Origin of the sequence: Yersinia hibernica (assembly GCF_004124235.1) — a bacterium.
GTDB classification, from domain to species: Bacteria; Pseudomonadota; Gammaproteobacteria; order Enterobacterales; family Enterobacteriaceae; genus Yersinia; species Yersinia hibernica.
Window position 1 is genome coordinate 2,278,325 of record NZ_CP032487.1, and the last position, 12,597, is coordinate 2,290,921.

Consider the following 12,597-nt stretch of genomic DNA (forward strand, 5'->3'; position numbering starts at 1 on the left):
TTTTTTTAACCTTTGCCGATAACTCTGATATGCAGTTATTTGCGGGTAAAATAGTGACAATCCCGCCATTCTTTTGCTGAAAAATAAAAGTCTTGCGGGTCGATAAATGACAATCCCGCGATAAAGGGAGCAACATAACATGAGTATTGATCGCACTCAGCCGCTATTACCGGTAACTCAAGTGCAACCACGGGAAACCAGTGATATTGCACAACAAACGCGTAAACCCTCCACTCAAGTAAAAACATCAGTGAGTGGTACTGAGGTTAAATTGAGTGATGCGCAGGCAAAATTGATGCAACCGGGCAGCCAAGACATCAATGTAGAACGTGTCGAAACCTTAAAACAGGCTATTCGCTCAGGACAACTGACCATGGACACCGGCAAAATTGCTGATGCCTTGCTCAAGAATGTCGCGGATGACCTGAAAAATAGCTAACTCCAAAAACAATCGTTAACCGTAAAAGGATACGTGGTGGTGGAAAGACTGCAAACCAATTTGGACCAGCAACTGGAACTGCTTGAATCCCTGAAAACTGTGGTAGCGCAAGAGCAGCAATTACTGTGTTCCGGTCGGATTCAAGGTATCGTGTTGCAAGGTGTCACCGAACAAAAGAGTTCAATATTGGCTACCCTGGCTTATCTGGACCAGACTCGGCTCACCACCGAAAAAGCATGTAATATTGCCGCGCCCTACAGCGGGGTGAATCAGTTGGCGCTGCGCTGGCAACGTATTTTAGAACTGGCCGAAGGGCTGCGATACCGTAATTTGCATAACGGATTGTTGCTACAACAGCATATTGAGCATAATACTCAAGCCCTTAGCATATTAAACACCCGCCATGGTCAGTCACTGTATGGGCCGGATGGCCACTCTAAAGGTGCCAGTTTGCTGGGCCGCAAGATTGGTATTTAGCGCTATCTGATCCACAGAAATAAACTGTCGCACTGCGGGGTTTATTTCTGTGTGAGCCGCCCTGTCTTGCATCCGTCAGGTTTCAATCTTATCTAGCATTATAACACCCTGAACAAAAAAGGATTTTTTCTCTTTTTAGCCGATACGCTAATCTGGCATGGCTAGGCAAATACGAGCTTAGTTTAAAGGAGGAAATATGAAGAAACAGGGTGTATTATTTGGCTTGGTTTTTTGTGGTCTTATGGCGATGTCAGCACATTCAATCGTGCAGGCCAAAGAACTAAATAGCCATCCACCGACCCCTTACTGCTATCACTGCTTTTCCCCGTGGTGGATTTAATCCGATTTTAACATTAGCGATAATTGACGATGACCTGATTGCTAATCACTTGCAGCGGCGGGTTTACCCGACCTTTTCCTGCAATAAAGTAAACAAAAGTCAGTTGAGTCGCAGCGGCTTCCCCTGCTAGCCCGCGACTCTGTCCACTGCCTCCCTCAAGTGGCATGCAACGGGTTGGAGTACACAACTTTACTTGTAAACCGTCTGGTGCTGCTGACATCAATTGGTAGCGCCAGCTTATCGAAACAATCCGCGCGTTCTCTGGTGCCAGAGCCACAGGGGATTGCAACGGTTTAGCCGATATTGCGACCCCGCGAAAACTCTGAGTAACGCCGATATCATCAGCCACCCACGAACCCGAAGCCGCAGCAGTCAGTGGCCACAGCCCGAGCACCCACAAACTGCTCAAAATCACACGGGAAAGCCGGGTCAGCATTAGGCCGCTCCTATTGTTGACGTCATCCGAATCTGACGATTATCACCAATTTCCAGATTAGACAGCACCACCATCTGCGGTAAACTGCGGCGCAAGAAACGGGCGAGTAAGGCACGCAACGCATGGTTAACCAGCAACACCGGCGGCGCGCCCAGCATTTCTTGGCGCTGCAATGCTTGTTTAGATTGTTCCAATAACCGGTCAGCTAACCCCGGCTCCAGCCCACTCCCCCCTTGAAGTGCCTGCAATAACAAGCGCTCTAATGCCGCATCCAGCCCAATAACTTGAATCTCGCCCGTGCCCGGGAACCACTGCTGCGCAATTGAGCGCCCCAGCGCCACACGCACTACAGCGGTTAACTCGTAAGGGTCGGTTTGATTTGGCGCGTGCTCAGCCAGGGTCTCAATAATGGTGCGCATATCGCGAATGGATACTCGCTCCATTAACAGGTTTTGCAACACTTTATGCAGTGTGGTTAAGGTCACAACGCCTGGAATAAAATCTTCGGTCAGCTTCGGCATCTCTTGTGAAACTCGGTCTAGCAGTTGCTGGGTTTCCTGACGGCCGAACAATTCACTCGCATATTGGCTAATCAGATGGTTCAAGTGGGTGGCAACAACGGTACTGGCCTCAACCACAGTAAACCCTTGAATTTGCGCCTGTTCACGTAATGCACTTTCAATCCACACCGCCGCCAAACCAAAAGCGGGGTCATGAGTCGCTTCACCGGGCAGTGTTCCAACGGCGTTGCCCGGGTTAATGGCTAACCAGCGGCCGGGATGGGCTTCGCCGCTGCCAATTTCGACCCCTTTCATTAATATCCGATAACTGGCGGGCGGCAGTTCCAGATTATCGCGGATATGAACCACCGGCGGCAGGTAGCCCATTTCTTGGGCAAACTTTTTACGAATACTGCGAATTCGGCCGAGTAATTCGCCATTTTGTTGGAAATCAACCATTGGAATCAGGCGATAACCGACCTCCATACCCAGTGGGTCTTCCAACTGAACATCTGACCAGGTGGCTTCCGTAGCTTGTTGCTGGTCTTGTACTACCGGCGCTTCTGCGGCGGCCGGTTGCTGCGATTGATTACTGCGCAAGCGCCAAGCTAATGCCAATAGAGCCGCAGTAAACAGCAAGAAGACAAAGTTAGGCATACCCGGCACCATGCCGAGCAAACCTAACACTGCGGCACTCAATACCATCACCCGCGGGTTGTTGAACAACTGGGTGACCATTTGCTGGCCCACGTCTTGATCGGTACTCACGCGGGTCACAATGACCCCCGCCGCCGTGGATATCACCAATGCCGGGATTTGTGCCACCAAACCATCACCGATGGTCAATAAGGTATAGGTTTCTGCTGCATGGCCCACCGGCATATTGTGCTGCAATACCCCGACTAACAGGCCACCGACCACGTTAATCACCATGATAAGCAGCCCGGCTACCGCATCACCGCGCACAAATTTACTGGCCCCGTCCATTGAGCCGTAGAAGTCCGCTTCCTGAGTGACATCAGAACGGCGTTTTTTCGCTTCGTCCTCACCAATTAATCCGGCGTTTAAGTCAGCATCAATCGCCATCTGTTTGCCGGGCATCCCATCAAGGACAAAACGTGCGCCCACTTCGGCTATGCGCCCGGCCCCTTTGGTGATGACCATAAAGTTGATGATAACCAAAATGATAAAGACCACGATGCCGATGGCGAAGTTACCGCCCACCAGGAAGTGGCCAAAAGCTTCAACCACCCGCCCCGCCGCCGCCGCACCAGTATGGCCATCCATCAGAATGATACGGGTGGAGGCAACGTTCAGAGATAGACGCAGTAAAGTTGAGAACAGCAGAATGGTCGGGAAGGCGGCAAAATCTAAAGTCCGCTGGGTAAACATGGCAACCAGCAACACCATAATGGACAGCGCGATGTTGAAGGTGAAGAGCAAGTCCAACACGAAAGGTGGTAACGGCAACACCATCATCGACAGGATCATTAAGATCAAGATTGGCCCGGCCAGAATTTGCCACTGCGTATCTTTGAAGTTGCCCGGTAAACGAAGCAGGGCGGCCAAATTAGCCATTAGTCAGTCTCACTCTCTGTTGCAAAATCCAGACCTTCCGGTACCGGGAGATGTTCAGGTTTTTTCGGGATTAATCCACCTTCCCGCTTCCAGCGCTTTAGCTGATACACCCAAGCAAGGACTTCAGCCACCGCGGCGTATAAGGTGGCTGGAATATGTTGGCCGACTTCACTGTGCCGAAAGAGTGCCCTGGCCAGTGGCGGTGCTTCTAATAAAGGAATGCGATGTTCAGCGCCCAGTTCACGGATGCGCAATGCCACCGCCCCCGCCCCTTTCGCCAACACTTTGGGCGCACTCATTTTGGCTTCGTTGTACTGCAAGGCGACGGCATAGTGAGTCGGGTTAGTCACTATCACATCCGCTTTAGGCACATCCGCCATCATTCGGCGGCGGGCCATCGCCCGTTGCTGCTGACGAATGCGCCCTTTCACATGCGGGTCACCCTCTTGATCTTTGAATTCATCACGTATTTCCTGTTTGGTCATACGTAATTTTTTAATATGGCTGGTTATCTGGAAAAACACATCGAACCCGACCATCGGGGTCAGGCCAAGCACCACGACCAATCCGCAGAAAATAATCAAATGCAGCGCGTCACCTAATGCTGCGACGGGAGGAGCGGCCATTAAGCGCATCATATCTGGCCAGTTATGCCACAAGAATATACCGGTCACCCAGCCAACCAGCGTCGCCTTCAAAATCGCTTTTAGCAGTTCAGCTAGCGCTTGCGAGGAAAACATCCGTTTTAAGCCCGCAATGGGGCTCATCCGCTTCAGGTCAAACTTGATTGATTCACCGCTAAATAGCACGCCGCCCAACAGCATCGGTACGGCCAGCGCCACTATCACCAATCCGGCAAAAATCGGTACCAACGCCATGAGTGTTTGGCGCAGTAACATGCCAATTTGGCGTAGCATTTGTTTGTCATCACTGATGATGCCGTGATCAAAGTGCAGCCCTTGGGCAATCATGGCGGCCAGTTGTCGCGCCATCGACTCCCCCGAAACCCACAAAATAGCCAAACCGGCCCCGAGCATCAGCATCGAGGTCAGTTCGCGCGAGCGCGGGATTTGGCCTTTCTCGCGAGCTTTCTCCAGCTTGTGGGCTGTGGGTTCCTCGCTTTTGTCTGCATCGCTATCTTCAGCCACAGCAGGTTTTCCTGTTCAGCGTAAGCGTTCCCATCCAAGAGAAAATTAATATGCGTAGCATGACAAACATTTAGATAGCCTATGGATGGAACAAAGCAGCAATTAGGGGGTTATTTCTCGGTTCAAGGCGTTCGGGCGGTTGGCTGGGTGTTTATTGCCTGGCTAAGTGACAGGAGTGGGTAGATGAGAGCGGCCTCTCACCTACCGATTAAGGTTTCGGCCAGCTTAGAAGCCCAGGCTGTCAAGCAGGTCATCAACCTGATCCTGACTGGCAATCACGCCCGCGCCATTTTTATCCAATTGTGGTCCATTGAGTAAACTGTCGGCCTGTTTCTGCGGTTTTGACGGCATATCAGGAATGTTTTCCATCAATACCATCAATAACTGTTTCTCAATTTCCTGCACCACATCCATCATGCGCTTGATAACCTGGCCCGTCAGGTCTTGGAAATCCTGCGCCATCATGATTTCCAATAATTGCGCATTGGTAAATGATGTATGTTGGGGCACCACATCCAGATAATCTCGGGTATCGGTGACCAAAGAGCGGGCGTCTGATAACTCGATTGGGTTTGCGAACCATTCATCCCAACGAACTTTGAGTGCCTTCGCCGATGACTCCAGCTCATTTTGGCGCGGTTGCGCTGCTTCAACACAGTTCAATGCTCTTTCAGCCGCCTGTGCCGTCATATGAACCACATAGTCCAGGCGGTCGCGGGCATCAGGAATGGCTTCTGCCGCCTGAGCAATGGCTTGATCCAAGCCTAACTCTCGCAAACTGTCACGTAGCATCCGCGTCAGTTGCCCAATACGGCTAATTATATCACTGGCAGATGCCGCATCTGTTGCGGGCATTTGATGGTTACTCATCTCGCCTCCTTACATACCCAACTTTTCAAAAATCTTATTGAGCTTCTCTTCCAAGGTAGCGGCAGTGAAAGGTTTCACTACATAACCACTGGCACCGGCTTGTGCTGCTGCGATGATATTCTCTTTCTTCGCTTCGGCAGTGACCATCAGAACAGGCAGAGAGCCGAGAGAACCATCAGCACGAATCGTTTTCAACAGGTCCAGGCCATCCATATTGGGCATATTCCAGTCAGAAACCACAAAATCAAAACCACCCGTACGTAATTTATTCAATGCGTCTACGCCATCTTCGGCTTCTTCCACATTGTTAAAACCCAGCTCTTTCAGTAGGTTTCTGACAATACGACGCATGGTCGAAAAATCGTCTACCACCAAAAATCTGAGATTCTTATCCGCCATACCAACTCCTAAGGTTTGTTGCTCACCGCTGAGCGATTAACTATCAACGCCCGATTTCCACCGGAAAATAAATGCCCAAATCGCTATTTATATACGCAGGGCTTGGCCACTACTGATTTGCGCCAACATCCGTTGGCTTATCTGGTTCAACTCCAACACTTCATTTACCCCGCCCATCCCAATGGCTTCGCGCGGCATACCAAAGACCACGCAACTGGCCTCATTTTGGGCGATGGTATAAGCACCTGCCCGATGCATTTCCAATAACCCGGCAGCACCGTCATTACCCATGCCGGTCAGAATCACACCGACCGCATTGCGCCCGGCGTACTGCGCCACTGAACGGAACAGCACATCGACCGAAGGACGATGGCGATTAACTGCCGGGCCATCATGAATACGCACCTGGTAGTTTGCCCCGCTGCGCGCCAATTCCATGTGCCGATCACCGGGTGCAATATAGGCGTGTCCGGGCAATACCCGCTCGCCGTCTTCTGCTTCTTTCACGGTAATCTGGCACAGTTTGTTGAGCCGCTCGGCAAATGAACGGGTAAAACCCGGTGGCATATGCTGCGTAATCAACAGGGCCGGACTGGTCGGCGGCAAAGGCTGCAATACCGTACGGATGGCTTCAGTCCCCCCGGTGGATGCACCAATCGCAATTAACTTTTCACTACTGAGTAACGGCGTATGGCTGAGCATCACTGGCGCATGTTCTGGGCCACGTTGTGGCAAACGCGCTTTCGCTGCGGTGCGAATTTTCTCGGCAATCAGCTCACTGTAAGCCAGCATCCCCTCTCTGATACCCAACTGAGGCTTGGTCACGAAATCAATCGCCCCCAACTCCAGCGCCCGCATGGTTATCTCGGAGTTTTTACCGGTTAAGGATGAGACCATGACCACCGGCATGGGCCGTAATCGCATCAATTTTTCAAGAAAATCCAAGCCATCCATCCGCGGCATTTCAACATCGAGGGTTAATACCTGCGGATTGAATTTTTTAATCAAATCACGGGCGACCAGCGGATCAGGTGCCGCTGCAACCATTTCCATGTCTGGGTGACTGTTAATAATCTCTGTCATTAACTGGCGCATCAATGCAGAATCATCAACGCACAATACTCTGATTTTACTCATCACCTCTCCTTGGTCAGTCCATAAACGGTCTGCCCACGCAAATAGAATTCCCGACTAATTTGACTGAAATTCTCCGAGTGGCCTGCAAACATCAAGCCACCGGGTTTTAGCAAAGGGACAAAGCGACGCAAGATGCGCTCCTGCGTTTCTTTATCAAAATAAATCATCACATTACGACAAAAAATAGCGTCAAATTGCCCGGGCAATGCCCATTCGGGTGCCAATAGATTCAGTTGCTGGAAATGAATCATATTGGCAAGCTCTGGCCGCACTCTTACCATGCCCTGATGAGGGCCGGTGCCACGCAGGAAATAGCGTTGCATTTGTTGCGCAGACAAAGAGCGCAATTCATCTTGCCGATACACCCCATTGGTGGCTTTCTCCAGCACTTGCGTGTCAATGTCACTGGCCAAAATCTGGCAAGATCCCGACCTGTTTCCCAGCACATCACATAATGTCATGGCAATGGAGTAAGGCTCTTCACCGGTTGAGGCCGCCGTACTCCAGACTGCATAGCTGCCCGAGCGCTGGCGAGCATGCTCAGCCAGAATCGGGAAATGGTGCGCCTCACGGAAGAATGCCGTCAGGTTAGTGGTCAATGCATTAACAAATGCCTGCCACTCTGCACTATTTGGGTCAGTCTCCAATAACGCCAAGTATTGGCCAAAATCATCAATTCCCAGCAACCTTAACCGCCTGACCAGGCGGTTATAGACCATTTCCCGTTTGTGATCCGCCAGGACAATCCCGGCCCGTTGGTAAATAAGTTGGCAAATGCGTCGAAAGTGAACATCCGACAGCGGGAGCCGTTGAATCATCTGGGTCAGGAGAGACCCAGACTCCAGGGGTGATGGTTTCATCCGGTTTCACCCCACAATACCGTCTTTGTTACGCCGTTTGACAATCTGGGGTTTCCTTTGCAGCCGCTGTTTTCACAACAAATTGCTTACCACTGCCCGCTGCTGCTTGCCCCTCCCCGCTGTCGCTATCCTGCTCCAAACGAAAGACAGACACTGCATCGGAGAGCATACCTGCTTGCTCTTCCAGTGCATTAGCTGCAGCTGCAGCCTCTTCCACTAATGCGGCGTTTTGCTGAGTGACCTGATCCATCTGTGTTACCGCGAGTGAAACCTGCTCAATACCTCGGCTTTGTTCATCCGAGGCGGAAGCGATTTCACCCATAATGTCGGTAACCCGAGTCACTGAGCGAACAATCTCTTCCATGGTGGTACCCGCATCTTCGACCAGTGTGGAGCCCTGGCGAACACGGCTAACCGATTCATCGATAAGCCCTTTAATTTCTTTTGCGGCTTGTGCACTGCGCTGGGCTAAGTTACGCACTTCACCGGCAACAACTGCGAACCCCCGCCCTTGCTCACCAGCACGGGCTGCTTCCACTGCAGCATTCAGTGCCAGAATGTTAGTTTGGAAAGCAATACCATCGATAACACTGGTAATAGCGCCAATCTTCTGTGAACTGGTGGCGATGTCGTGCATTGTTGTCACCACACTCCCTGCCAATTCCCCCCCTTTGGCCGCGGTTCCCGATGCCTCTTGCGCCAGTTGGGTCGCTTGACGAGCATTATCAGCATTTTGTTTCACCGTCGCGGTCAATTGCTCCATGCTGGCGGCAGTTTGCTCTAATGATGCGGCCTGCTGCTCAGTTCTTGCGGATAAATCATTGTTACCGGCAGAGATTTCCTGAATGCCGGTTAACATTGATTCGGTGCCGTCGCGCACATGGCTAACCGTGGTGATCAGCGACTGTTGCATCGTGCGCAGGCTGGCAAACATCTGGCTGATTTCATTACGACCCGAAACTGAAATCTGGCCGGATAAATCTCCTTTTGCGATGCAGTCAAAATGGTCGCGCATCATCTTCAATGGCGACACAAACATGGTGCGTAGCCAGACCAGTGAAGAGATGGCCATCGCGATTACCATTAAAATCGCCCCGGCAAAGATCCACATTGAGAGGTGATAAGCCTGCTGGTTTTCCGTGCCCGCTTGGGCAATCACTTCATTGGCATACTGTAAATACTGCAAGAAATCAGCTTCGAACAAATCTTGAGTTTTTTGAGTGGGTTGGTCCATAAAACTCTGCAAATTGCCGGCTTCTAGGAAATCAATTAATTCCCGCAATGAATGCCGTAAGTTCTGATAACTGTTTTTGGTCGCATCTAACAACTCACTACCGGTGTCACTCTCGTCAAGACGGGGGACCGCCAGAAACTGATTAAAATAGAGATCTGCTTTCTGTAATGAGCTACGCGCATTACCCATTAACGCGTTGACTTGCTCCTGAGGGACTTTGAGAGCCGAGCGAGTCCCCGCTCGGTTTAAGGTATTACGCGCCTGAAGCAAGGATACCCAACTAAGGCTTAATGCATCCCGTTGCTGACTGCTGAGGTCCACACGGTTTAAATTTTGGTAGTCTGAGCGAAAAGCCGTAAATGACAGACCACTTGAAATTAACTGTATTGAACAAATCAACATGAGTAACAGGAAAAAGCTGGTAGAAATCCGGATTCGGCCAAACATCGTAACCTCTTCTCAGCCGGCTCATTGGCCGGCTTTATTTATTCCCGTCATACTTCAAGCTGCATATGCGTTGGCGACCTGCATTCACCCCAGTCACTTACCAATGGAAGCGCTTGGGGATCTTCTTCACCGCCGCCGTCCGACAACTCGAACTATTGAGGGTATGTTTTGTGTAGGGGTCTAGAAAGTTTCCCAATTCTCTTGCAGGTCACTTCCCAGTGTTTTTTTAGCAGTTCCGCTCTTATCCTGTGTCGGCTGCTTTGGTTTTCTGACATCTTTTGTGGTACTACCGTTGTCCATATGCAAAACAAATACGGACATGGATTGGGTTAACATGCTGGCTTGTTCTTCCAGCGCGGCGGCGGCAGAAGCTGATTCTTCTACCAAGGAGGCGTTCTGTTGGGTTACTCGGTCCATTTCCGTCACGGCCTGACCAACCTGATCAATACCCCGGCTTTGTTCATCAGAGGCGGAAGCGATTTCACCCATGATGTCAGTCACTCGGGTCACGGCATTGACGATATCGCCCATGGTTTCACCGGCACTTTCTACCAGGACAGACCCCATATCGACACGGCTAACGGAGTCTTCAATCAACCCTTTGATTTCTTTTGCGGCTTGCGCACTGCGCTGAGCCAAGTTCCGCACTTCACCAGCCACGACAGCAAAACCACGACCTTGTTCACCAGCACGGGCGGCTTCAACCGCGGCATTCAATGCCAGGATATTAGTTTGGAAGGCGATACCATCAATAACGCTGGTAATGTCAGCAATTTTCTGCGAACTACCGGCAATCTCATGCATGGTTTGCACCACATTGGCCACCACTTTCCCGCCTTTTTGCGCGGTTTCTGATGCACTCAATGCCAACTGGCTGGCCTGACGGGCATTTTCAGCATTCTGTTTTACGGTAGCCGTTAGCTGCTCCATGCTCGCCGCAGTTTCTTCCAGTGATGCCGCTTGCTGTTCGGTACGGGCAGACAGATCATTGTTGCCAGCGGCAATTTCTGACGCGCCACTGTAAATAGCATCAGCCCCCAAACGTACATCGCTGACGGTAGTAATCAATTCAGATTGCATATGTTTCAAACTGGCCGCCAACGTGCCCATTTCATTGCGGCTCTGCACTTCGATTGTCTGAGTTAAATCACCATTTGCGATGTGTTTAATATGTTCAATCAAATATTTAAGTGGGTTAATCAAGATATGTTGCATACCCAGCCAAACAATGACAATCACGACAAATACTGCAATCAGGACGAAAACAATCACACTCATCGCATAAGTAAAGGAGCGGTTGCTATCCTCTACTGCACCGGCGTACAGGCGATCATTTTGTGTCAGATAGGTGTTGTAATCATGCTCAAAAGCATTTTGGAAGCTTGAGGTGGGTTGATCGAAGAATTCATTGATCTTGCCTGCTTCCATTAACTGGATAAGTTCTGTCAGCGCGCCAAAATATTGGTCATAGGTCTGTTTTAATTTTTTAGCCGATTCAGGGTCTTGCTGGCTATCCAGTGGAATTTGTTCATAACTTTTAAAACGTTCCGCTGCCACATCCAATGTCCCTTTGGCTGAAGCCAAAAGGTCATTCACTGTCGGGCCACTGCCCGTGTGGTTGACATCCATCATGTAGCGGATGCCCGCACGGTTAAGCGTATTACGTGTTTGCAGTAGATTGACCCAGCTTTCATTTAAGACCGACTGTTGCTGGCGAATAACTTGCAAAACCGCGAAGTTTTCTTTGTCATTTTTTAGAGAGTTGAAGAAAAGCCCGCCGGAAACCAGTTGTAAGGCACCAAATAGCACTAACACCAGCAGCAGGCTGGTGACCACTTTCATACGCTTGAACATGTTATCCCTTCATAAGTACGTCAAAACACAGGTACGCCAAAACATAAGACGTTTAATTAACTGTGTTATCGGCACCGAAAGGGGGAACTTTACCGAGGAGAGGGATTATTTTACCGGGGAGATACTGGGTATTAACATTTCGGATTGTATTTTTAGCACGCTGTTGAGCACAAGATGAGCCGCCAATGCCTGTGGTTTTATGTGTTAGCAACAGACCTCAGATCAAGCTAATCGGAGGCCTGTGCATATAAGCCGCGGTAATATAACCCCAAAATGCATGGCATTTGAAATCCGGCCTTTACCCTTTGGTCACTGCATCAATCAATGACATCTCTTCACTGCTCAGCAACTTCTCAATATCAACCAGAATAAGCATGCGCTCACCCAAGGAGCCTAAACCGGTCAGATACTCGGTCGCCAGAGTCACGGCAAATTCAGGCGCTGGGCGAATCTGTTCAGCAGTCAGTGACAGTACATCAGACACACCATCAACCACAATACCGACGACGCGCTGACCAAAATTGAGCACGATCACTACCGTATTTTCGTTATAACTGACGCCCTGTTGAGCAAATTTAACCCGTAAATCAATAATAGGAACAATAACGCCGCGTAAGTTAGTGACACCTTTAATGAACGCCGGGGTATTAGCGATACGGGTCACTTGGTCATAACCCCGGATCTCCTGGACTTTCAAAATATCAATGCCGTACTCTTCAGCACCCAGCGTAAAAATCAGGAACTCTTGTCCTACCGTTTCGCCAGCCAGCTTCGTGACGGTTGCTAGTCCTGCCATGTTTTTACCCTTAAATCAATAGGTTGAATTTATGTTTGTTTTCAAGGCCAGGAACAAACTCCGTGCCCTCTACCTGTTTTCG

The 12,597-nt window shown here is 50.2% G+C and carries 13 protein-coding genes; 3 read left to right on the top strand and 10 right to left on the bottom strand.

The window, feature by feature from the left end; translation table 11 throughout:
* Nucleotides 1-139 precede the first annotated feature (139 nt).
* From flgM to D5F51_RS22595, 3 genes are all read left to right on the top strand, one after another.
* Nucleotides 140-439 carry a flagellar biosynthesis anti-sigma factor FlgM gene (gene flgM / locus D5F51_RS10790; protein WP_025377902.1) on the top strand — a complete coding sequence of 100 codons (300 nt, stop codon included), beginning with the start codon at nt 140-142 and terminating at the stop codon, nt 437-439.
* A 36-nt stretch (nt 440-475) separates the two neighbouring features.
* Nucleotides 476-916, top strand: coding sequence for a flagella synthesis protein FlgN (locus tag D5F51_RS10795; protein ID WP_129196680.1), 441 nt, complete (start codon nt 476-478; stop codon nt 914-916).
* A 196-nt stretch (nt 917-1,112) separates the two neighbouring features.
* Nucleotides 1,113-1,256, top strand: coding sequence for a hypothetical protein (locus D5F51_RS22595; protein WP_167480525.1), 144 nt, complete (start codon nt 1,113-1,115; stop codon nt 1,254-1,256).
* Nucleotides 1,257-1,269: 13 nt separating this feature from the next.
* On the opposite strand, the gene D5F51_RS10800 is transcribed toward D5F51_RS22595, so the two are convergent.
* The 10 genes from D5F51_RS10800 to cheW all read right to left on the bottom strand — a co-directional run bounded on the left by D5F51_RS10800 (nt 1,270) and on the right by cheW (nt 12,515).
* Nucleotides 1,270-1,692 (bottom strand): flagellar protein FlhE, encoded by a 423-nt coding sequence (locus D5F51_RS10800; protein WP_129196682.1) that lies wholly within the window; start codon nt 1,690-1,692, stop codon nt 1,270-1,272.
* Complete coding sequence (gene flhA, locus D5F51_RS10805) at nt 1,692-3,770, bottom strand: flagellar biosynthesis protein FlhA (RefSeq protein ID WP_025377898.1); 2,079 nt, start codon at nt 3,768-3,770, stop codon at nt 1,692-1,694. The genes D5F51_RS10800 and flhA overlap by 1 nt, the downstream gene beginning before the upstream one ends.
* Nucleotides 3,770-4,918, bottom strand: a complete 1,149-nt coding sequence (gene flhB / locus D5F51_RS10810; protein WP_025377897.1) for a flagellar biosynthesis protein FlhB — start codon at nt 4,916-4,918, stop codon at nt 3,770-3,772. Before flhB ends, flhA begins: the two co-directional genes overlap by 1 nt.
* 225 nt (nt 4,919-5,143) lie before the next feature.
* On the bottom strand, nt 5,144-5,788 hold the full coding sequence (gene cheZ / locus D5F51_RS10815; protein WP_025377896.1) for a protein phosphatase CheZ: 645 nt from the start codon (nt 5,786-5,788) through the stop codon (nt 5,144-5,146).
* Between the two features lie 9 nt (nt 5,789-5,797).
* The gene (gene cheY, locus D5F51_RS10820; RefSeq protein ID WP_025377895.1) at nt 5,798-6,187 is read right to left on the bottom strand and encodes a chemotaxis response regulator CheY; all 390 of its coding nucleotides are present in this window, start codon (nt 6,185-6,187) and stop codon (nt 5,798-5,800) included.
* A gap of 87 nt (nt 6,188-6,274) precedes the next feature.
* Nucleotides 6,275-7,324: a protein-glutamate methylesterase/protein-glutamine glutaminase gene (locus D5F51_RS10825; RefSeq protein ID WP_100273893.1), complete on the bottom strand. Its 1,050-nt coding sequence runs from the start codon at nt 7,322-7,324 to the stop codon at nt 6,275-6,277.
* Nucleotides 7,324-8,184 (bottom strand): protein-glutamate O-methyltransferase CheR, encoded by an 861-nt coding sequence (cheR, locus tag D5F51_RS10830; protein ID WP_129196684.1) that lies wholly within the window; start codon nt 8,182-8,184, stop codon nt 7,324-7,326. Before cheR ends, D5F51_RS10825 begins: the two co-directional genes overlap by 1 nt.
* 28 nt (nt 8,185-8,212) lie before the next feature.
* Complete coding sequence (locus tag D5F51_RS10835; RefSeq protein ID WP_025377893.1) at nt 8,213-9,865, bottom strand: methyl-accepting chemotaxis protein; 1,653 nt, start codon at nt 9,863-9,865, stop codon at nt 8,213-8,215.
* 180 nt (nt 9,866-10,045) lie between these two features.
* Nucleotides 10,046-11,719, bottom strand: a complete 1,674-nt coding sequence (locus tag D5F51_RS10840; RefSeq protein ID WP_025377892.1) for a methyl-accepting chemotaxis protein — start codon at nt 11,717-11,719, stop codon at nt 10,046-10,048.
* A gap of 298 nt (nt 11,720-12,017) precedes the next feature.
* Nucleotides 12,018-12,515, bottom strand: a complete 498-nt coding sequence (gene cheW, locus D5F51_RS10845; RefSeq protein WP_025377891.1) for a chemotaxis protein CheW — start codon at nt 12,513-12,515, stop codon at nt 12,018-12,020.
* Between the last annotated feature and the right edge of the window lie 82 nt (nt 12,516-12,597).